The following is a 23,078-nucleotide window of genomic DNA, read 5'->3' on the forward strand; positions in this document are numbered from 1 at the left end:
TCATTCATCCTCGCTTTCTTCGTCGTTATTGATAAATATGGTTTGACCTTCGAGAAGCGGAACAATCATTTCCATTGCTCCATCGTTTACTTCCTTTTCACGAAGCTGTCCTACGAGCGTATAAAGTTCAGGGGACAGTTCAGAGAGTGGCATCTGTCTTTCCTGAACCCAGATCTTTAAGTTCGCAAGTACACGATTGCGATTGGAAATGACAGGGCTCTTTAAACCTGCAATCATGAATTCCATTCCCATAAGAGGATAGGAGCCAAGCTCCTGCAGTATGAATTGAAGCTGATTGTATGAGCGATACTCTTCACCAAGTCCAAGATTATCTTCCGGCTCGCCTTCCATATCTGAAAGAGGCAGGTTTTTGCGGAAAAGCTGAAGCGTTGGTTCGACGTAATCAGGGCTGTCCATTAGATAGCCGCAGCTGGAATAATTATGATCGAAATCCTTTTCCAGGCATTTTAACAGGTCATCACGGAAGGGAATGTCGAGCTCTTCGGCAAGACGCAGGGCCTTGCCTTCTTTGACGGCATCCCGGATTGTATCCGTACAGGAAGAAGAGCGAAGGATCTTATCACAGGCAGCGGAAACAGAAGGGAGCTGAACATCTTCGTCATCTGCCCAATGCTGTACAGATAGAATGACGTCGTAGTCCTGATCTGTAAGATTATAATGTGGCGCTATCTCGAGGAACCGCAGTAACATATTTTCGGCGTCTTCAAGTTCTGAAATACCTGGTACCGGTCCCTCATCGAGAAGTCCGTCGATCAGTGTTGTGATTCCTTTGAATTCTTCTTCAGTCGGCTGTCCGAACAGAATCTCTTCAGCGTTTGCCTTCTGCCAGCAGGTGAGAGAAGAGTATGCGTTTACAACACCGTTGACCGTACCTTCTATGAGCAGCCAGTGCCGGATCTCATCGGTTTCTGGCTCCAGCCTTTCCACGGCATGGATGCGGCCCCAACTGTGAACCTTCTTTGCCAGTTGAAAAATCTCGCTGTTCCCATCTTCCCATTTCTGTATATTCCAAACGGCGAAGATGGTGAATTCATCATAGAGACCCAGACGCCGGATAACCTCACGGACTTTCTCGTCATTGACAAGAAATAGCTCCATGAGTTCCATGCCGATTTTGACACATTCGATATGGGTAGAATGCAGCATCATGGACAAGGCTGTCTGAAAGACATTGCCGGCATCCAGTCTTGCCGAATGATCGATCACATACTTCTGAAGTTCATCGATCACACTGATAGCTCTGTTTTCCTTAGTCCAGACATTAAACAGGGCCTCAGCTTCCGGATAATTTCCGCTGGCGGCACTTTTCAGTGCCTTCGCCATACCTTTTGCCTGTGACGCGTCCAGACCTGAATGCTGCATGTGATACATAGCAACACCGTCCATTGCGCCGGGAGCCCATTTAAAGGGGGCGCCGTCCGGATCTTCATCCTGTAGAGAAAAGCTTTCATCAAGTATGCCGTCTGTTATATGGTCGCAGATCTGCTGATATATTGATTTTTCCATAAAACACCTCCGCAGGTAGAATGTATAGTTTTCCTGCTTACAATAAGAGTCTATCAAATGATCTGTCCTAAAAAACGGACTTTGAAATCAATCTTTATACTGCTCTGTAAGCCTCTTGGCCTCCGCCCTCATCTGATCCACAACAGTATCCGGAGCGACGATCTTGATGCCTTCGCCCAGCGCCATGATCCAGCCGAGAAACTGGTTGCTGACTGCGATATTGACATTGGTTCGGAAATGATTCTCGTCAACCGGAGCGATAAAGATGTCTTTGCCGAAGCGGTCGATCAGAACGCCGACCATGGAATTATCCGCTTCGATGGTGACACGGGTCTCTTCACCGCCGTACATGCCAAAGAGACTTTTGGTGTAGCGGGGAAGATTGAAAGCCTTGAACTGATCTTTGCCTTCACGGCGTTCATCGGTTACTGCGATCCGCAGCATCTTATCAACCCGGTAATGCTTGATCTTGCCATCTTCAGCATCATAGCCGACGAGATAGTAGTTCTCATCATCCCATATTAGGTCCAGGGACTGACGTGATACCAAGTTCCGTCTTTGCGCAGCTCCATTTTCTTCTCGACATTCCACTGATAATATTTGAAGCGGATCTGACTGTCTGCGCCGATTGCTTCGTGCAGCTTATCGACGTTATAGTAAATGCTCTCATTCATAGTCTTGATCCGGCCGGATATGATCACCTGGCGGTGCAGCTGTTTGCCTTCATGTTTGCTGACCAGCGCCTCCAGCTTTTTGATCAGTTCTTTCGATTTCTTATCGGTAATGAACTTGGCAGACTGCACGGAGTCCACAAGGAGCTTCAGTTCCGGCAGTTCAAAGTCCCGGCCGCCCAGGTGATAGAAACAGTCGCGGCCTTCTTTGACGGCAATGATATCCAGACCGAAATGACGCAGCTCCTCAAAGTCCAGATACAGCGTTTTTCGGTCCGCATTCACGCCGCAGGCTGAAAGCTTTTCTATGATCTGGGGCATGGTGAGCGCATGATTGTCGTCGGTCTCTTCCGAGAATATCTTTGCCAGATAGAGCATTTTCAGTTTTTGATTATCGCCTTTGCGTTCTTTATTTGCCATGGGAGTCCTCCATAAGATTCGGGTAAAAGATATGATGCCTTGAGTATACCATGAAGAAGTTGTGATCTGTCTCCTGAGGATCGCTTTTTCTGTCTCGAATTTTGTCTTTTCCGTTTTTTCCCCTGAAGCGATCTTGATGGCATTTTCTTTATCCAGTGCGTGCTGCCCGCAGCGTTGCGCCCAATATTCACGATCCGTGATCCGTACCTTGGCAGGAGAGAGGAGATCTACCTGATAGAGATTTTCTCTCTGACACATTTCCATCGTGAACTGTTTGAAACATTCCATGAAATGATCCGAGGCGTGATGCTTATTTCCGGCCGCACAATCGCCGGGATGGTCCATGAAATCCTCCCGTTCGACATCCAGCTTTCGGACACTGTTGATCACAATATGACAGTGAATATTACCGGCGCTGTTGTGTCCGTTGCGGTGCGTGCAGACAATGATCTGATGACCGGGAAATGACTTCCTGGCAAGTTCCATTCCGAGCTCCTGTGCACGTTCCGGAGTCAGACCGTTTTCGTCACGATCATTCGGATCGAAGCTGACGATGTAGTGATGAGCTTTGATCTCTCCGTAGGTCTGATTCTTTCCATACTTTGCATTCAGTGCCTGGCATTCCTGATTGAAAGAATAGGGGTCGCAGTTGATACCCTCCAGCAGGAAAAAATCACGCAGCATCATTTCACCGGATTCATCGAGAATCGGTTTGTTCGTAAATTCATCATGCTGCATGGTCAGGTAGTCTGTCGCTGAATCGTAATTGGCGTTATAGATCTTGATCTTCACTGTTGTATACGATTTCCTTCTTGACCACCGGGTGCCGGTTCGAAATGAGCTGGCGAACGTATTCTGTGCGAGGGAGTCTGGCGGCTTTCGCGTCTTCAGTCAGCACATCGTACATTTCTTTCGTCATCCGAAGGGTGATCTGGTAATCCTTTGAAGGCGACAGTTTTTTTCTTTGGTCTTGCCATAGGACTTGTCCTCCTCTTTGATTGTCGGAGACGGATCAAAAGCTGTGAGTGCTGCAGGCCGAACCGTTGCAAATAATGCGACTATTCATCGAGGGCTTGGGGAACCGTAATCCCCAACAAGATGCCTTGTGGTGAAATGCTCAGAAGAATGCTCAGAAGGAGTTATTGAACCTCAAGGAGAATCTTGCTCTAAGCTACTGAAAAAAGCCTCCTACTGAATAGTGGGGAGGCTAATCGCCCATTTGGTCGTGACAATCACGAAAAATGCACGAAAAAGTACTTGGGAAATATCAATATAGGAGAGTTGCAAAACTCAAGTTTCGATTGAAATTGAAAGCGACTATGATATGATAAAAGAGCCGCAGTATAAGCATTTATATGTGCTAAGTGAAAGCAAAAAGGTGACTATTATGGCAATGAACTATAACAAACTCTGGAAACTGTTGATCGATAGAGGGCTGATTAAAAAAGACCTGCGTGAGATGGCAGGCCTTTCCACCAATGTCATTGCAAAAATGGGAAAGAACGGAGATGTATCGACCGAAGTTCTGCGTAAAATCTGCAAAGCGCTGGACTGTGGTCTGGATGATATTGTTGAGATTGTTCCGGACGAGGACTCTGAGTCCTGAAAATGGGACACATGGACTGCTACAATACTATGGGAAAGAGGAACTTCTGATTATGGAGAGAAAAGAATACAGCGCCGGTGCTGTAAAGCATTCTTTCTGGTTTATGGAATTCCGCAAGGTTGTGTCTCTTCGTGCGGAGGGAAAGTCCTGGGATGAAATAAAGCAGTTAAATAAAGATGAAAATATATTCGGCGCTCCGACTCCGCTTCGCGCGAATCAGATCTGGAGCACAGTGTCGGGAAGAATGAAATGTCTGGATGATAGTTTTTATCCGGTTTTTCAGGCATGCGATATTGCTGCGCAGAAGCTTTTTGCGCTGGTGGCAGCCATGGCTTATGACACGCTGTTTGCCGAATTTGTATATGAGGTCGTTCGGGAGAAAATGATCATTGGCACGTCTGAACTTGCCGACAGTGATATACGCATTTTCTTCAAAAACAAACAGGAGCAGGACGACAAGGTTGCCAAGTGGACGGAAGCCACAACGAAGCGACTTGGCGCCTGCTATAAGACTATGCTCTTTGAAGCAGGTGTGACTGACAAGGCAAAAGACACAAGAAAGATCCTGAAACCGATTCTTGATCCGGCAATGGAAAGATGGCTGATGGATCACGGCATGGAATACTGCGTAAAGGCGCTGACGGGGGTTAGGTGAGTCTCCAAGAACACAAGCGATAGCGCAGTGTGATTGGAACAGACGAACCTATGCAGAATGAAATGGAGAAGAGGTAATGGCAAGCTTAACAGAACGGCTCGATCAGATGGAAGCCGCCATCCGGAAACCTTCTTTCCGGCAGTCAAGCGGCAGAGCCAATGAAGTGAATTACTGGGTGTTCGATTATCCGCCGGAAAAGGAACTGGAAGTCCGGGAGCGGATCGAATATCTGAAGAACAAAAACGCAAAGGGTGTTGATGGGTTTGAGCTCGTCGTGTTTGATCTCTATGACATCATCATCGACTATCTGGAGAAGGAAGACTTCCTGGAACAGTGTTACCGCTTCGAGAAGAAGCGCGGCCTTGACCGGATCACAAAAGCGGTCAGCAATTCCATGAAGGTCAACGATGATGACAGCCTGATTGTGCAGCACATCAAAGACAATACACCGGAGAATGCGGTGGTGTTCCTGACCGGAATCGGAAAGTGTTATCCGATCCTTCGGTCCCACAAGGTACTGAACAACTTGCACCAGGCATTTGTAAGAGTTCCGGTCGTTATGTTCTTCCCCGGAACCTATAACGAACAGGAGCTGATCCTGTTCAACGAGATCAAAGATGACAACTATTACCGGGCCTTCCGGTTAGTAAAGTGACGGAGGTAGAAAGATGCTTGTAAAAGATATGTTTGCCAAGAAGATCGACCGTGAGATTCAGGGTGTCATCATTGTTGGCCAGGGTGAAGAAACAAACGTATCCCAGGAACTGGATGAGTACGTAGTCACACGAGAATTACAGAAGCATTTTGCAGACTTCTTCTCCGCATATAAGAAAGGAATCCTCGGAACCACCCCGAAGATGGGCGTATGGATCTCCGGTTTCTTTGGAAGTGGTAAATCTCACTTCCTGAAGATTCTGTCCTACCTTCTGGAGAACAAACAGGTTGGAGATAAAAAGGCGCTCGATTTCTTTGTGGATGACAAGAAGATCGTCGACCCGATGGTGCTGGCAGATATGAAGCTGGCGGCAGAAACACCGACGGATGTGGTTCTCTTTAATATCGATTCCAAGAGTGATACCGGTAGCAAACAGAATAAGGATGCCATCGTTAATGTTTTCCTGCGTGTCTTCAACGAGATGCAGGGATTCTGCGGATCGCTTCCGCATCTGGCAGATCTGGAACAGCAGCTTACTGAAGCCGGACGTATGGATGAATTCAAAGAGGTATTTGCGGACGAATATGGCAAGCCCTGGGAAGAGAACCGTCATAAGTTCGACTTCATTCAGGATACCGTGGTTGACGTTCTCGTTGATATGGATTTCATGAGTGAATCGGCAGCGCGGAACTGGTGCGAGAAAGCGTCTGAGCCGTATCAGATCAGCATTGAGGATTTCGCTAAGAGAGTAAAGGCCTACATCAATGCAAAGGGCAACAATCATCATGTTGTCTTCCTGGTTGATGAGATCGGTCAGTATATCGGCGAGGACAGCAAGCTGATGTTAAACCTCCAGACCGTAACAGAGGAACTGGGGAAAGAATGCCAGGGCAAGGCCTGGGTCATTGTGACCAGCCAGCAGGATATTGATTCTGTCATAAAGGTCAAGGGCAATGACTTTTCCAAGATTCAGGGACGCTTTGATACAAGACTGTCCCTGTCATCTGCAAACGTAGATGCCGTTATTAAAAAGAGAATTCTGGATAAGACCGATACAGCGGCGCAGACATTGCGGCTGCTCTATGATCAGAAAGCAACCATCATCAAAAACCTGATCGTATTCAATGATGGTGTGGAAAAGAAATTATATGCAAACGGCAGCGACTTCTCTGAAGTCTATCCGTTCGTACCATATCAGTTCAACCTTCTGGCCAGTGTGCTGACCTCGATCCGTACACACGGAGCATCCGGCAAACATCTGTCTGAAGGAGAACGTTCTATGCTGGCGCTTTTCAAAGAGTCGGCAGCCAAACTGAAAGACGAAGAGATGGGCGTCATCGTACCGTTCCATCTGTTCTATGATGCGCTGGAGAACTTCCTGGACCACAGCCACCGGGGCGTCATTATCCGTGCCTATGACAACACCAAGATCAATCCGGAGCATAAGGAGTCCGGTGTCTTTGCCATAAACGTTCTGAAGACACTGTTCATGATCAAATATGTCCTGGAGATCGAGGCGAATATCGACAACATCACTTCCCTGATGATTAGCAACATCGATGATGACCGGATTGAGCTGAAGGGAAAAGTGGAAGAGGCTTTGAAGATCCTGATGCAGCAGATGCTTGTGCAGAAGAACGGCAGCCTCTATGTCTTCCTGACGGATGAAGAGCAGGAGATCAATCGTGCGATCGACAGCCAGAATGTCGAGATGGCGGAAGTGATCAATAAAGTCTCCGAGATGATCTTTGAGGATATCTTCACTGACAAGAAGTATCGTTATCCGTCCTTCAACGGCAGATATTCCTTCTCCTTCAATCAGGCAGTCGATGACCGTCCGTATAAGGCGAACCAGAACTACGATATCGGCCTGCGAATTCTGACGCCGTGGTATGAGGGTGGAAATGATGACGCGACGCTGCGTATGATGTCCGGCCAGGGCAAGGAAGTGCTGGTGGTTCTTCCAAATGATGCGGCGTTCCTGGATGAGATCCGACAGTATCTCAAGATCGAGAAGTTTCTGCGCCTTAATACGTCCACGCAGCTGACCAAGTACGAAACGATCAAGGAAGCAAAGCGCGTGGAGATGCGGGAGCGCAATGCCAACGCAAAGCTGTATCTGACAGAAGGGCTGAAGGATGCGACCATCTATGTCAATGCCGATACGGTCAAGACGAATGCAAAGGAAGTCACAAGCCGGATCAATGAAGCCATCGGCAGACTGGTGCAGACGGTTTATCATAAGCTGTCTTATATCGACGCGGTCTTTGGTGAAGCTGATATCTGCAAGATGTTCCGGACATCCAACCAGATGACACTTGGGCTGGAAGGTGGAACAGACGCGAACCAGCATGCGCTTGACGATGTTCTGGCTTTCATTGCCGGAAACAGCCATATGCACATGAAGACCTCTATGAAAACGGTGAAAGATCGTTTCATGAAAGCGCCCTATGGATTTGTGGAAGATGATGTTCATTGGCTGGTAGCGCGGCTCTTTAAGCGCGGAGATCTGGCATTCACGGTGAATGGAGCAAGCGTCAATCTGAACAATAAGAGCGATGAAGAGATCATCAGCTTTATTACAAAGAAAGCGTTCGTAGAAAAGCTCCTCATGGAAGAGCGTATCCGTGTCGCTGACAAGGATAAGAAAGAGGTCCGTGATGTCATGAAGGAAGTCTTCGGAACCGGCTCTGTGGCCGAGGACGAAGACACCATCATGAAGAATTTCCAACGATATGCAGAGAATACGATCCATGAGATCCAGCGTCTCGAACCCCAGTATCAGAGATTTGCATATCCGGGCAAGAAGGTGATGGAATCCGGCAAGAAGCTGATGCAGTCCGTGATCCAGATCCAGTCTCCGCTGGAATTCTTTCAGTACGTTTCAAAGATGCGGGAGACCTTCTATGACTTTGCAGAAGATTATGAGCCTGTGAAATCCTTCTTTGGAAGTGAACAGCAGGAGATTTTCACGCGGGCACTGGAGATGCTGGCGATCTATGACGACAGCAAGACCTATATCGTAGACACGGAGTTGGAAGAGATTGTTCATGAGATGCGGTCTATTACCAGACAGGATAAGCCGTATGGTAACATCCCGAAGCTTCCGAACCTGCGGGAACAGTTCATGACTTCTTACATGAAGGTACTGGACAAAGAGGAAAAGCCGGTTCTGGACGCAATTGAACAGGCGAGAGCGCGTGTCATCGAGGTGTTGGAACCAAAAGAATACAAAGATACCTATCTCGGCCGTTACAATACGCTGTTCAAAGAAATCCGGGATGGGGCCGAACATTGTAACAATGTTTCTTCGCTCCGCAGTTACGCCGATAAGGCAGAAGCACTGAAGATCCGTCTTCTAAATGAGATGGATACCAGAGATGAGCAGATCCTCAAAATAAAAGCAGAAGAAGCAAGGCGTGCAGCAGAGGAAGCTGCCAGAATAGCAAAAGAGCAGGGCAAGCCTGCCTGCCGTATCGCAGAGCCTCCTGCTCCATACCATACGAAGAAAACCAAGAATGTGACCATTAAGCATGTGACACACACATCTTCGTGGAGATTAGAGAGCAAAGACGATGTAGATAAATACTTGAATGCACTCCGCAAATCACTCCTTGCGGAACTGGATGAAAATGACATTGTAAACGTGGAGTTTTAACTGGAGGTAACATGGTTCCAAAAAGTATATCTGAGAATATGATGTATAACACCGTTAAACTTGAAACGCTTAACGGCTCAGCTGGAACTGGGTTTTTCTTTGATGTTTCTGTACGAGGGAAAACTGTTCCGGTCCTTATGACTAATAAGCATGTCGTTAATAACAATCCTCATGAAGCAATGACATTTTTACTTCATCTATGCGATGGTAATGGGGGAGATTCAGGAGAAAATTTTAAAGTGGTTTTTAACACAGACTGGATTTTCCATCCCACACATGACATTTGTTTTACATACGTTGCACCGCTATTGACTGAAGTTCAAAGGCGAACCGGAAAAACAGTATTTTATAGATCAATAGATGAATCAATTATCTACACCGAAAAAAAGCTTGAGGATCTTAATGCGCTAGAATCAGTTGTAATGATTGGATATCCAACGGGCCTTTGGGATAGTTTACATAATTATCCATTATTTAGAAAAGGCTTTACGGCAAGTCATCCTGGCTATGATTTTAATGAAAAAGGAATCGGGCTAATTGACATTGCTTGTTTCCCGGGATCATCAGGATCGCCGATTTTCATTCTTGATGAAAATGGTTATTCAGACAAAGAAGGGAACAGTTATATTGGAGCAAAAAGACTGATTTTCCTTGGCGTTCAATTTGCTGGTCCAACAATGGATGTAAATGGAGATATTATTCTTATTGATATACCTACACAGCAGAAAGCCATTTCGCATGCAAGAACAATGGTTAATTTGGGATATTACATCAAAGCACATGAATTACTGAAATTCAAACCCATGGTAGAGCAAGTTTTGTTGAAAAACGGAGAAATAGATAATGAATAAGACCGCCATAAAGAATTTCGCCATCTGGGCGAGAAATAAACTGATCGCAGATATCAGCTATCGTGCAGGCCTTATGGGGATTACTGCAGATGGGATCCATACTGCGCTTCCGCAGTCTACCGGTCAGACAGAATTTTATGATATCGGGACAGCAGAACCTTATGCGATCACGGGAGAAGCAATCCGTCAGAGAAAACATCTGGTGGAACTGATCCAAAGAAAAGAGAAGGATACAGATTATAAGACTGCTTATAAGTACATCATCGAGGAGGTCGCCTATACCTGGTTCAACCGCCTGATTGCTGTGCGCTTTATGGAGGTCAATGACTATCTGCCGAGCCATATCCGCGTGCTGTCTTCCGATACTGGAAAGATGGAGCCGGATCTGGTGACAACACCCTTTGATTTGGAGCTGGACTTCACCAGAGATGAGCAGCAGACAATTCTGGAACTGAAAAATGTAAATAAGCTGGATGAAGTATTCCGCCTGCTTTTCATCAAACAGTGTAATGCTCTCAATGAGATCCTTCCCGCACTTTTTGAGAAAACCCATGATTATACGGAACTTCTTCTGAATCTCTCCGTCATCGATCAGGATGGTATAGTTTACCATCTTGTGCATGATATTCCGGAGGAAGACTTCGATGTGGAACGAGGTGGCCAGGTCGAGATCATCGGCTGGCTGTACCAATATTACAACACGGAACCGAAGAATGAAGCCTTTGCAAAGAAGGGCAAGATCACCAAGGAGGAAGTGCCTGCAGTAACGCAGCTCTTCACGCCTGACTGGATTGTCCGTTATATGGTGGAGAACAGCCTTGGCCGTCTGTGGGTGGAGGGGCATCCGAATGATGATTTGAAGTCTGGATGGAAATACTATCTCGAAGAAGCAGAGCAGGAACCGGAGGTGCAGACGCAGCTTGCGGAAATTCGAGCTGAGTATGCGAAGTTGAATCCGGAAGATATCCGTGTCATTGATCCAGGTATGGGCAGCGGACATATTTTAGTCTATGCCTTTGATGTTTTGATGCAGATTTATGAGAGCGCCGGGTACAGCCAGCGCGACGCTGCCAGAAGCATTCTGGAAAACAATCTCTACGGTCTTGATATTGATGACCGTGCCTTTCAGATGGCGTACTTTGCCATCATGATGAAGGCACGGCAGTACAACCGGCGTATCCTGAACGGAGAGTACAGGCCCAATGTATATTCCATTCAAGAGAGTAATGGAATTGATCGTAATCAGCTCAAGTATTTTGGCGCGGGCTTGAATGAATTGGAGAAGAATAATGCCATCACGCAGATGAACGTACTTCTCGATACATTCAAGGATGCCAAGGAATACGGTTCAATTCTTTCGGTAGAGCAGTATGATTGGGATCTGCTGGATCGATTTGTGTCCAACATCGAAGTGATTGGACAGATGAGTATGTACACGGTGGGTTTGGATGATACCGCGGAGGAGTTAAAGCAGCTGATTGCTCAAGGAAAGGCACTTGCGCAAAAGTATCATGTGACAACTACGAACCCGCCCTATATGGCCATTAGTAGTGGAACCGGAAGGCTCAATGAGTATGTCAAGAATTATTATCCGGATAGCAAAAGCGATCTTTTTGCCGTTTTTATTGAAAAATGCAAAAGCTTGACTTTTAATCAAGGTTTCGATGCATTGATTACTATGCATAGTTGGATGTTTTTATCCAGTTTTGAGAAATTACGATTAAAAATAAAGAATACTGATATTATTAATATGGCACACTTAGGTGCTAGAGCATTTGAAGAGATAGGCGGTGAAGTTGTACAGACTACAGCATTTGTGTACCGAAACACTTCTTTTTCGGGGTGGAAATGCACATTTGTACGAATTGTTGATGCGAAGTCACAGTTAGAGAAAGAACGAATATTTCTGTCTGGAACTCAAAGATACTTGTTTAAGCAATCGAATTTCGACAAGATACCTGGGACTATATTTGGATATTGGATAAGCGATAAAACTATATCTGCTTTCGAGAATGCAGAAGATTTTATGTCTAAATATGCAGAAGCCGAAGGAAAAAATGTAACTACTGATAATGCTAGGTTTATTCGATGTTTTTGGGAAATATCATCTGAAGACACTGGTACATTATCAATGGGGAAAAAGTGGCTTTTGTGTGCGATGGGCGGAACATACAGAAAATGGTTTGGTAATGTTCAAAATGTTATAGATTGGTCGTCGAAAGCACGTAATTTTTATAAAGAAGCCCCTGCGGGAAGAATTATAAGACAAGAGTTTTGGAATTTACCTGGTGTAACATGGGGAAAAATAGGGACTGGTGATGCTAATTTTAGATTGTTGCCTTCTGAGTATATGTATCAAGAGACAGCCATTTTACAAAAGAAAATGGAAGACTCTCTGTTTTCACTTGCATTATTAAATGCTGCAACAAGTACTTACTTCTTAAAAGTAATAAGTCCTACGATGAACTTCCAACAGCAGGATATAAACTCAATTCCCATTCCTAAAGTAGGAAGTGAGGACAAGGCTAGAATTATAGAAATCACCAAAAAACTTATCCATAGCTCGATGGATGATTGGAACTCCTTTGAAACAGCATGGGGTTATGAAAGCCATCCGTTAGTAAAAATAGGCCTTAGATATTGCAGGCTGAATGATAATAATACAACGATTGAAGAGAGCTTCCGTGCCTGGTCAGATGAATGTGAAGGCCATTTTGAACAACTAAAAGCAAATGAAGAGGAACTGAACCGTATCTTTATTGATATCTATGGATTGCAGGATGAACTGACACCGGAAGTAGAGGATAAGGCTGTAACTATTCGCTGTGCTGATCTCCAGCGAGATATAAAATCACTGCTGTCATATGCGGTCGGCTGTATGTTTGGCCGCTATTCCCTTGGTACCACTGGACTTGCTTATGCCGGTGGTGATTGGAATGAGCAGAAATACGGGCAGTTCAAGCCAGATGCGGATAATGTCATTCCGATCACGGATGAGGAATATCTGGAGGATGATATCGTCTCCCGCCTCTGTGACTTCCTGAAGGTCGCCTTTGGCGAGCAGACGCTGGAGCAGAACCTGGACTATATTGCCAAGGCGCTTGACAACAAGGGTGATTCCAGCCGTGAGATCATTAGAAATTATTTCTTGAATGATTTCTTCAAGGATCATTGTCAGACTTATTCTGTGACCGGCTCCGGCAAGCGTCCGATTTACTGGCTCTTTGACAGCGGCAAGCAGAACGGATTCAAGGCTTTGATCTATTTGCACCGTTACAATGCGGATACGATCGGAAATCTTCGTATTGATTACCTGCACCGTATGCAGCGTGTCTATGAGAGTGAGATCAGCCGCATGCAGGATATGATCGACCACAGCACGAATGCTCGTGAAGTGGCACAGTCAACGAAACGCCGCGAAAAGTTGCAGAAACAGCTGAAAGAATGTCGTGAGTACGATGAGAAGCTTGCGCACTTGGCATTGTCTCGTATTGAACTGGATCTGGATGATGGGGTGAAAGTCAACTATCGAAAGCTCCAGATAGCAAACGATGGCAAGTTCTATGAGGTACTTGCGGATTCCAAGAATATCATGGCTAACGACAAGCTGTGGAAGCAGTATGTTGAGACATGGAAGAAATGACGGGAGAGGGATATGAGTGAAGTATACCAGCCGCCATTTCAAATGACGGAAGAGATTACAAATCTAATTGTGGAGATCGGAGAATACGTCGGATCGATCACGACATATGAATCGATGCATCAAAACCCGGTGCTGCGCAGAGAGAGCAGAATCAAGTCGATCTATTCATCTCTGGCGATTGAGCAGAACACCTTGTCGCTGGATCAGGTGACGGATGTCATTGAAGGGAAGAGGGTGTTGGGGCCTCCGCAGGATATCCGCGAGGTTAAGAATGCATACGAAGCATATGAACGTGTTTCTGCGCTAGATCCATACAGCGTGAAAAACCTGCTTCTTGCGCACAAGCTTCTGATGGATGGTCTGGTGAAAGAAGCCGGAAGTTTCCGAAGCGGGAATGTCGGTGTATATGCGGGAGATCAGCTGATTCATGCCGGAACACCGGCAAAGTATGTGCCTGATTTGATGGCACAGCTGATGACGTGGCTGAAAGAGTCGAAATTGCATCCTCTGGTGAAGAGCTGCATCTTCCATTATGAATTTGAGTTTATTCATCCTTTCGCGGATGGAAATGGCCGAACAGGCAGACTCTGGCAGTCGTTGATTTTGCAGAATTGGAAAGAAATCTTCGCCTGGCTTCCGGTGGAGACTTTGGTGCATGAGCATCAGGAAGAATACTATGAAGTGCTCGGGCGCGCGGATTATGCTGGAGATTCTACCGAGTTTGTTGAATTCATGCTGCGGATGATTCGTGATGCGTTAAAAGAGATCAGCGAGAATCAAAACAATGATGTCGTAATAAATGTCGCATCAAATGTCGTAACAAATGAGGATAAAGTCCTTGCTTTGCTGAGACAGGATGGAAAGCTGACCGCCAAGGTGCTGGCGTCTTCTTTGGGATTAACACAGCGACAAGTACAGAGGATATTAGCAAATCTGAAAGAGGAAAAAAAGATAATCCGTCACGGGGCCAGTAAGAACGGCTATTGGGAAGTGACAGATTGATGGGAGTCTATTGAATGAGTGTTACTGGCAAGATTAAGAGAAAAACGCATGTAAAAAATGTAGCCGCGGCACAGCCTGGCCAGGGAGATGTGTTATATCGTGCTTTGACTCCGACGAGTGATATACAAAATGGGCAGGAGTATATGGCTGCCCTTGATTGGGCGTTGGAACAGGATGATATTCGCAACATTGCTATTTCCGGTCCTTACGGGTCTGGGAAAAGCAGTGTCATTAATACATACATAAAAACAAGGAAACGTCAGAATGTGCTTCCTATTTCTCTTGCTGCCTTTAATCTGGAAGATATGCATACCAGTGGTGAGAATATTGACGATGATCTCGAAACAGGTATCTTAAAGCAACTATTCTACCATGTGCGAGCAGACAAAATACCAAAGAGTCGTTATCGGAAAATTCAGCCAGAAAAGTGGGTGGCGAATGCTCTTTTCGCGGCGCTCGGAGAACTGTTTTTATTAATCTTGCTGTATTTTGCACTCCCAAACCAAATGCAGACATTTACTGCATCGATAAGTAACCTTTCGGGTGTTTTTAGAATAGTCGCAATTATTATAGTACTTGCGATCATTTGGGTTGCATGTTTTGCTGCCGTTAGATGGTTTAGAAAAAATGGCAGTGTTCAGGAAATTAAGATTCTGGATAAGGCTACATTGAAGAATGGCGATAAGGATGACAACGAATCCGTATTTAATAAGAACTTGGATGAAATCATCTACTTCTTTGAGGAGACGGATTATCGTGTTGTTGTAATCGAGGATCTTGATCGCTTTGAAAGCACGAATATTTTTGTGGCTTTACGTGAACTGAATAATCTTCTCAATCATTACGAAGGCATTTCAGAAAAAGTTACATTCATATACGCCATCAAAGATGATATGTTCCAGAAAGAAGGGGAACGGACTAAGTTCTTTGACTTTATAGTCCCAATCGTTCCCTATATAAGCTCATCGAATTCAGGGGAGATACTGCGAGATCGTCTTCACTTTGATGATCAGAAGAATGAAAGCAGTCTATATGAGATTTCCGGTCAGTATATTTCGTTAATATCTCCCTACATTAGCGATATGCGCGACCTGGAATGTATCTGCAATGAATTCATTGTTTTTAAGAATACGCTTAAAGGAAATCAGCATCTTGATTTGAATGATCAGCGGATGTTCTCGTTGAGCGTATTTAAGAACTTGTTCCCAAAAGATTTTGCCCAGCTTGAAGATGAAACGGATGACAGTATCGTCCGATGTGCCTTCAATGATAGAAAGCGCTTTATTGCGGAAAAGGAAGATCGTTTAAAAGAAAAGCGAGAAGAGCAAGAGGAGATCATTCGAAAAGTAGAACAAGAAGTATTCAGCGATTCCAGAGATATCAAAGTCGCGCTTTTGATGTGCCTGATGGATTATAACGGCTGGGTTAGAAATATCACAGAGGGAAATAATAACTATTCATATGCAGACCTACTGAAAGATGATTTTGACTTTGACACACTTAAGAAAAAACAATTGAGTGTACATTATGCGTCGTATCTCAGTGGAACTTCATACCAGAATATTTCTGATATCGAGGCGCAAGTTATAAAAAAAGGTGGCGACTATTTCGATCGTCTTGATCGTGTAAAGAAAGGACTCGATGTCTGCAGAGAGGATGCTAAGAAGGAAATCGAGGAGTATGAGCGTACAATGAATGAACTGCGTACGTACTCGATCCAAAAAATAATTTCTGAATTTGGTACGGAATTCCTGAGTGAGGAAGTAAAGGAAAATGACCTTTTGGTATTTCTGCTAAGGAATGGATTTATAGATGAGAACTATGCGAATTATATCAATTATTTTCATCCAAACAGCATTTCAAAGGACGAGATGAATTTTATTCTCGCTGTCCGCAATCATAGATCTGAAATGGATTATACCTACCCGTTAAAGAGTGTTTCTCAGATATATGATCGGTTGCAGGATTACGAATTTCAACAGAAAGAAGCCTTAAATTACAATCTCACAGACTATGTCTTAGAAAAACGAAGAGGATCTTCCGCCGAAGGATACCTGATATCGCAACTAACAAACCATTCTGTAAGTAGTATGTCTTTTATAAAGTCATATATCGAAAGAGGCCGGAACATCGAACGGCTCATTCAGCTTCTTTGCCATGGAAACGATCATTTTTGGGTAGATGTCTGCAAAGATACAGGAATATCTCTTGAAACAAGGTTTGTGTATCTCGGCTTGATACTCTCATATGCCTCGACAGACGATATTGTGGCTCAGGATAAAGCAGAATCTAACGAAGATGCTCTTACTGACTTTTTCCTGAGTAATCCCGATGTCCTTGAGAAAATGGAAGGAGTTCCAGCTGAAAAACAGATTCAGGCTATCGATGCACTTGGACTAATATTTACGGATCTGGAAACACAGAACCTTAATGAAACTATCAGGCAGCATATTTTTGATAATTCATATTACGAAATCAATGAAGCGATGTTGCATAGAGTTGTTGAGTGGAAAAATCCGGAGTTAGCAGAAAAACTGAAATCTGAAAATTATTCCATTATCAGAACAATAGCATATCAGCCGCTGACAGATTATGTCCATCAGGAATTTGATCAGTATGTTTCTGACATAGTTTTAGGAATCCCTTCCAACACAGAAGAGGATATAGAGTCCGTTGAAGATATACTTGAGCGTTTGAGTCCAGATGGCATAGAACAGGCTCTTTCAGTTATTGAAAAAGAAAAGGTTGTTTGGAACGATATTAACGACTGTTGCAAGTCTGGATCAGAAGATGACGAGAACTATAAACAGAGTATATGGACATATCTTCTCGTCAATGAAAGGATCCTGTGTTCATGGGAGAACGTCGAGACATATTTTGGAGAATACAGTGGCGATGATACATGGGTGGCATATGTCTCAAATAATATAGACGCTCTGGTTAATGGCGCTGGTAAGGTGGAAATATCAGCGGAAGTAAAAGAGCAACTGTTATTCGCGGATTTGTCAGATAGTGTCTTCCGGAAATTTATATCTGGGATTTATAAAGAGCATTATAACGATACACTGAGCAAGCTAAATCCCATGAAGATTCAAGTGTTGATCGAAGAGCATGCGTTACCGTTCAGAAAAGAGTATTGGGATGAGCTTTCAACAGTTGCTGCAGATTTAAGAGTGCTATACGCCGAGGTCAATAATCAGGACTTTGTCCAATCTCTTGATGAAATAGATCTTACAGTGGACGAAGTAAATAATATGCTTGAATCGGATATGTTTGATAGTGATCAGAAAGACAGTATTCTTAAGAAGCTTGTACCGGCAGAGATGACGATCGAAACAGCGCGTATCCTTCGATTATTAACAAGGCCGGTTCCGAAGGAATACATTGACAGGGCATGGCGGTTACTTCCCGACGATGAAAAATATCAATTGTTTCTTAATCAAATGGAAGTTTACGCGAATAGTGAGCTGCCGGTTTTATTTGGACAATTATCGCCCGAGTATCAGCAATTCGTTGAGAGGACGCGGCACAAATATACTCTGGGATACTCCGATTATAATAAGGCGTTACTTGATAAACTGAAAACGCATGATTATATAACCAGTGTTGAAGATACATATATTGAGAAATCAGATAAACTGACGTTTTCGAGCAAGAAAGAGCATGTGCTCACCGGCTACGTTAAGAACGCCAGGTAAGTGTGGGGGGGATAATTTATGGCAGAGCTTAACCTGAAACAAATCATAGACCGGTTGAATGCAGAGTTTACAGGAGATACCCGGAAACTCGTGTTTTGGTACGACGATAAAGGCGAATTTGCAGAGGACATGGACAGTGTTGTTCTGGAGAATGCTAAGATTTATCATCTGGAGCCGGATAATCAGTTTTATACAAAGAGATTTTTGGAACGAGAAGATACAACGACCAATTACCTGATCTATGCACCGTTCCCGAAGCCGGATGTCAAAGATAATCACTTGGAGGACACTCTGCTGTACTCCAAGCGGTTCTTTGCGGACCGCGTGTCCTTACTGTCCGTTGATCTAGGCATTGAAGAGAAGTACAAACCGGTCATTGAGAAGCATATCAAGTTCTTTGCTAATAAAGAAAGAACGCAGCGATTTTATGATCTTGAGATTGAGAACTTTAATGAAGAGAACATTCTGGTTGGGATGCTTGCCAGCATCTGCCATACCCGGACGTGCTCTTTTGAAGAGGTCATCCGCGTCATATTGACTGATGGCAGCCTGGAGGACAACAAGTTCCTTGTGGAGATAGAGAAGTATGACCTGCTTTCGGCATTCTGGAAACTTTGTGAGCAGCATTTCGGCTATACAGATCCGAAACCGAATCTTGAGAAGCTGCTTGTCACGATGTTCGTGACGGCCACAGAACGGGAACTGTCGGGAGAAGTGCCGCAGCCGTGGAAGACCTTTGTTTCCTATAAGTCCGGAAACATCATTGCATTCCTGGATAATCTTTCAAACAGTGTTCTTTATCGGGATCGTTATGATGAGTTGTCTGCGCATGTGGCGACAGGACTGAACCTGACGACTGCGCTTTCGGGATATCTCCCTGAGGATCTGGTGGATTGTGATACTTTCATCGCGATTGATCAGATCATCGTGAAGTGGATTGTGGAAAGATTGACTGCTGAGGACACAGGTGCAAAGCTGGATCGTTATGATATTCCGACTCTCTGTGATAAGCGTTCAAAGATGCATTTTGGGAGGAGAACGGAAAAGACATATCAGCTCTTATCCAGTGCATTCCGTTTGATAGAAGCGGCGAATTATATAGCTCCGGAGGGATTTAAGAATATTATTGACCGGTACCGGAAGACAGATCATCTGATCGATCAGGAGTATCGGAAGTTCTATTACGCTTTTGACAAGGTGAATGCTTTCGAAGAAAGCAGAGAGGGCGGCCTGGGCCGTGCGATGGAAGAAACTAGTGCTTTTGAGACTCTGCGGTCATTAGTTGAAAATATCTATACCAATGAGTATCTGGCTAAGCTTCTTCCGAAGTGGAACGAAGGCATCCAAGAAGAGAATGCCATGAGTGAGATCCCGCTTCAGCGGAATTTCTATCGTAGGCATGTCTTAAATTCAAAAGAACGGACGGTTGTCATCATTTCGGATGCGATGCGCTATGAAGTGGGACAGGAACTGTTCCGCAGAATGCAGGATGATCCGAAGTGCACAGCCAAAATGGATGTGCAGCTCTCTGTATTACCGTCTTATACAAGGCTTGGAATGGCGTCGCTTCTTCCGCATAATACTCTGACTATGACGGATGACTTCCGTGTGTTGGCAGATGATGTGCTGTGTGACAGCCTTTCCGGAAGACAGACGGTTTTGCAAAGCCATGAGACGAATGGCGTGTGCGTTCAGTTTGATGATATCAAGAACCTGAAATCCATGGATCTGCGGAATATCTTTACGGGTAAGCAAGTTGTATATATATACCACAATCAGATTGATGCCCGGGGTGACAAAGCGAATACGGAAGATGAAGTATTTGTGGCCTGCGAGGAAGCAATTCAGGAGATCATGTCGCTGATTACCAAAATCAACGGCAGCGCCAATACGCATCATTTCATTGTGACGGCAGATCATGGCTTCATTTACAAGAGAGACAAAGTGACGGAGAGTGACAAGATTGGCGGTGTGAGCGGCAAGAGTGCCTTTATCAACCGGAGATTCATCGTCGCAAAGGATCCGGTAGTTGATGAGGGCGTAGAATTCCTGCCAATGTCCATCATTCTGGGTAACCAGGATCCGAAGATTGTTTTTTATCCGATAAGCAGCAATGTGTTCAAGGTGGCCGGAGGCGGGCAGAACTTTGTGCATGGTGGTTCTTCTCCGCAGGAGATGCTGGTTCCTGTCCTGGATATCAAGATGGAACGCGGCACTGTAGAGACCAGACCGGCACAGATCGCGCTGGTCAGCATGGTGCAGAAGATCACAAATCTGATTACGACGATGGATTTCATCCAGTCAGACCCGGTAAGTGATACCGTGAAGATTGCAACCTATAAGCTGTACTTTATCTCGGAGGATAACGAGAAGATTTCCAACGAGAACATATATAAGGCAGACAGCCGTGATCCGGATGCTACGAAGAGAATTTTCCGCATGCGGTTCACATTCAAGAATAAGAAATATGATAAGAATAAGCAGTATTACCTTGTCGCCTATGATGATACAACCGGCCTTGAAAGCTTCCGCCATCCGGTCATTATGGACCTGGCGTTTGTGGATGATTTCGGCTTCGGTTTCTAAGATAGAGATACAGATTGGAGGCAGAGCATGACGGAATTTATGGAGAGCGAAGATAAAAGATCTGTCATAAGGAATAAGCTTCGCCAGCACTTTGACGGGAAGATTGTCCGCAAAGATCTAACCAAGAAGATAAAAGAAGGAGCAAATGTTCCTGTTTACGTGCTGGAATTCCTTTTGGGACAGTATTGCTCATCGGATGATCCGGAGGTCATTGAGCAGGGAGTAGAGAACGTAAAACGCATCCTGGCCGATAACTTTGTGCGACCGGATGAAGCCCAGAAGATTTTGTCGATGCTTCGCCAGAGAGGCAGTCATACCGTAATTGATATGATTACAGTGAATCTGGATATCAAGCATGACTGCTATGTGGCTGAGTTTTCCAATCTGGGCCTGAAGGCAGTTCCAATCGATGAGGAATATCCGACAAAATTCGACAGACTTCTCTGCGGAGGAATCTGGTGTATTGTGCAGCTGGATTATGAGTTTATCGAGGAAGAATGTAATGGCACACCAATTCATATCCGGAAGCTGACACCGATTCAGATGCCTCACGTAGATATCGATGAACTGAAAGAAGGACGTAAAGCCTTCTCGAAAGAGGAATGGATCGATGTTCTTCTCCGTTCCATCGGTATGGAACCGGATGAGCTGAATTATCGAGAGAAATGGCTGCTTCTGACAAGAATGCTGCCGCTCATTGAGAATAACTTCAATCTGTGTGAACTTGGTCCAAGAAGCACCGGCAAATCACACCTATATAAAGAGATTTCCCCGAACAGCATTCTTGTGTCCGGCGGACAGACCACAGTCGCGAATCTGTTTTACAACATGGGAAGAAAAACGGTCGGACTGGTCGGCCTTTGGGATTGTGTAGCCTTCGATGAAGTTGCCGGTATTCGCTTTAAGGACAAGGACGGCATACAGATCATGAAGGATTATATGGCTTCCGGATCCTTTGCCCGCGGCAAGGAAGAAAAGGCAGCCTCTGCTTCTATGGTCTTTGTCGGCAACATTAATCAGAGCGTGGACGTGCTTCTGAAGACTTCTAGCCTTTTTGATCCATTCCCGCCGGAAATGGGAACAGATACAGCGTTTCTTGATCGTATGCATTGTTATATCCCCGGCTGGGAGATTCCGAAGTTCCGTCCGGAGCACTTCACCGATGATTATGGTTTCATCACTGATTATCTGGCTGAATTCGTAAGGGAGTTGCGAAAAGAGCAGTATGGCGATGCCTTAGACAAGTATTTCCGCCTGGGGAAAAACCTGAACCAGCGTGATACGATCGCTGTCCGCAAGATGGCCGGCGGTTTTGTAAAGCTGCTTTATCCGGACGGTGTGTTCACAAAAGAAGATATTGAAGAAATCCTGACGATTTCGCTGGAGATGCGTCGCCGTGTCAAGGAACAGCTGAAGAAGTTGGGCGGCATGGAATTTTATGACGTGAATTTCTCTTACATAGACAATGAATCTTTCGAAGAGAAATATGTAAGCGTACCAGAACAGGGCGGCGGAAAGTTGATTCCAGAAGGTATGTGTAATCCCGGGCAGGTTTATACCGTGTCGCAGGGCAAGTCCGGCATGATTGGTGTGTTCCGTCTGGAATCCCAGATGCTCCCGGGCAACGGCAAATTCGAGAGGACCGGCCTGGGATCCGACCGGGAGTGCCGTGAAGCTTCCAATACAGCCTTCAGTTTCTTGAAAGCCAACGGAAACCGGATCAGCGGAGCCATCAGTACGACAACAAAGGACTACATCGTAAACTATCAGGATCTTCAGGGGATCGGCATGACCGGTAAACTGGCACTTCCGACTTTGATTGCGTTGTGTTCTATTGCTCTGTCAAAGCCTACAGTCAGCAGCCTTGCTGTGCTCGGCGAGATTAGCATAAGTGGAACGATGATCAAGGTTGATGAGCTGGCCAATTCGCTGCAGGTATGCCTGGATAGCGGGGCAAAAAAGGTCTTGCTGCCGATTACGTCTGCAGGAGATCTCGGCACTGTCCCGGCAGATCTCGTGGGTAGTTTCAATTTGATTTTCTATAGCAGCGCTGAGGATGCGGTGTATAAGGCGCTGGGTGTGGAGTAAATGCAACAACGGAAGGTG

At 45.1% G+C, this 23,078-nt stretch carries 13 protein-coding genes; 10 read left to right on the forward strand and 3 right to left on the reverse strand.

Annotated features, from left to right (window positions below; all coding sequences use genetic code 11):
- The 3 genes from CXIVA_RS09260 to CXIVA_RS14550 form a co-directional block, all read right to left on the reverse strand.
- Positions 1-1,527, reverse strand: a complete 1,527-nt coding sequence (locus tag CXIVA_RS09260) for a hypothetical protein (protein WP_013977760.1) — start codon at positions 1,525-1,527, stop codon at positions 1-3.
- A gap of 87 nt (positions 1,528-1,614) precedes the next feature.
- On the reverse strand, positions 1,615-2,076 hold the full coding sequence (locus CXIVA_RS14545) for a WYL domain-containing protein (RefSeq protein WP_013977761.1): 462 nt from the start codon (positions 2,074-2,076) through the stop codon (positions 1,615-1,617).
- Positions 2,049-3,410 (reverse strand): relaxase/mobilization nuclease domain-containing protein, encoded by a 1,362-nt coding sequence (locus tag CXIVA_RS14550; protein ID WP_013977762.1) that lies wholly within the window; start codon positions 3,408-3,410, stop codon positions 2,049-2,051. The genes CXIVA_RS14545 and CXIVA_RS14550 overlap by 28 nt, the downstream gene beginning before the upstream one ends.
- A 595-nt stretch (positions 3,411-4,005) precedes the next feature.
- Between CXIVA_RS14550 and CXIVA_RS09275 the strand changes: the two genes are divergently transcribed.
- The 10 genes from CXIVA_RS09275 (at position 4,006) to brxL (ending at position 23,060) form a co-directional block, all read left to right on the forward strand.
- Positions 4,006-4,224: a helix-turn-helix transcriptional regulator gene (locus CXIVA_RS09275; protein ID WP_041727813.1), complete on the forward strand. Its 219-nt coding sequence runs from the start codon at positions 4,006-4,008 to the stop codon at positions 4,222-4,224.
- A 52-nt stretch (positions 4,225-4,276) separates the two neighbouring features.
- Positions 4,277-4,879 (forward strand): DUF1819 family protein, encoded by a 603-nt coding sequence (locus CXIVA_RS09280; protein WP_013977765.1) that lies wholly within the window; start codon positions 4,277-4,279, stop codon positions 4,877-4,879.
- Between the two features lie 76 nt (positions 4,880-4,955).
- Complete coding sequence (locus CXIVA_RS09285; protein ID WP_013977766.1) at positions 4,956-5,534, forward strand: DUF1788 domain-containing protein; 579 nt, start codon at positions 4,956-4,958, stop codon at positions 5,532-5,534.
- Between the two features lie 13 nt (positions 5,535-5,547).
- Positions 5,548-9,192 (forward strand): BREX system P-loop protein BrxC, encoded by a 3,645-nt coding sequence (gene brxC, locus CXIVA_RS09290; RefSeq protein WP_013977767.1) that lies wholly within the window; start codon positions 5,548-5,550, stop codon positions 9,190-9,192.
- Between the two features lie 11 nt (positions 9,193-9,203).
- On the forward strand, positions 9,204-10,043 hold the full coding sequence (locus CXIVA_RS09295; protein WP_013977768.1) for a trypsin-like peptidase domain-containing protein: 840 nt from the start codon (positions 9,204-9,206) through the stop codon (positions 10,041-10,043).
- On the forward strand, positions 10,036-13,686 hold the full coding sequence (pglX, locus tag CXIVA_RS09300; RefSeq protein WP_013977769.1) for a BREX-1 system adenine-specific DNA-methyltransferase PglX: 3,651 nt from the start codon (positions 10,036-10,038) through the stop codon (positions 13,684-13,686). Before CXIVA_RS09295 ends, pglX begins: the two co-directional genes overlap by 8 nt.
- 12 nt (positions 13,687-13,698) lie before the next feature.
- Entirely contained in the window at positions 13,699-14,688 is a 990-nt protein-coding gene (locus CXIVA_RS09305) for a Fic family protein (protein WP_013977770.1), read from the forward strand.
- Between the two features lie 14 nt (positions 14,689-14,702).
- Entirely contained in the window at positions 14,703-18,386 is a 3,684-nt protein-coding gene (locus tag CXIVA_RS09310) for a hypothetical protein (protein ID WP_013977771.1), read from the forward strand.
- A gap of 18 nt (positions 18,387-18,404) precedes the next feature.
- Positions 18,405-20,972, forward strand: coding sequence for a BREX-1 system phosphatase PglZ type A (gene pglZ / locus CXIVA_RS09315; protein ID WP_013977772.1), 2,568 nt, complete (start codon positions 18,405-18,407; stop codon positions 20,970-20,972).
- Between the two features lie 27 nt (positions 20,973-20,999).
- On the forward strand, positions 21,000-23,060 hold the full coding sequence (brxL, locus tag CXIVA_RS09320) for a protease Lon-related BREX system protein BrxL (protein ID WP_013977773.1): 2,061 nt from the start codon (positions 21,000-21,002) through the stop codon (positions 23,058-23,060).
- Positions 23,061-23,078 lie beyond the last annotated feature (18 nt).

Source organism: Clostridium sp. SY8519 (assembly GCF_000270305.1).
Classification (GTDB): Bacteria; Bacillota; Clostridia; order Lachnospirales; family Lachnospiraceae; genus SY8519.

Bases quoted from the DNA above. Each gene is read 5' to 3' on its own strand.
- CXIVA_RS09260 (WP_013977760.1), bottom strand. From the start codon at position 1,527: ATGGAAAAATCAATATATCAGCAGATCTGCGACCATATAACAGACGGC.
- CXIVA_RS09275 (WP_041727813.1), top strand. From the start codon at position 4,006: ATGGCAATGAACTATAACAAACTCTGGAAACTGTTGATCGATAGAGGG.
- CXIVA_RS09280 (WP_013977765.1), top strand. From the start codon at position 4,277: ATGGAGAGAAAAGAATACAGCGCCGGTGCTGTAAAGCATTCTTTCTGG.
- CXIVA_RS09285 (WP_013977766.1), top strand. From the start codon at position 4,956: ATGGCAAGCTTAACAGAACGGCTCGATCAGATGGAAGCCGCCATCCGG.
- brxC (WP_013977767.1), top strand. From the start codon at position 5,548: ATGCTTGTAAAAGATATGTTTGCCAAGAAGATCGACCGTGAGATTCAG.
- CXIVA_RS09295 (WP_013977768.1), top strand. From the start codon at position 9,204: ATGGTTCCAAAAAGTATATCTGAGAATATGATGTATAACACCGTTAAA.
- pglX (WP_013977769.1), top strand. From the start codon at position 10,036: ATGAATAAGACCGCCATAAAGAATTTCGCCATCTGGGCGAGAAATAAA.
- CXIVA_RS09305 (WP_013977770.1), top strand. From the start codon at position 13,699: ATGAGTGAAGTATACCAGCCGCCATTTCAAATGACGGAAGAGATTACA.
- CXIVA_RS09310 (WP_013977771.1), top strand. From the start codon at position 14,703: ATGAGTGTTACTGGCAAGATTAAGAGAAAAACGCATGTAAAAAATGTA.
- pglZ (WP_013977772.1), top strand. From the start codon at position 18,405: ATGGCAGAGCTTAACCTGAAACAAATCATAGACCGGTTGAATGCAGAG.
- brxL (WP_013977773.1), top strand. From the start codon at position 21,000: ATGACGGAATTTATGGAGAGCGAAGATAAAAGATCTGTCATAAGGAAT.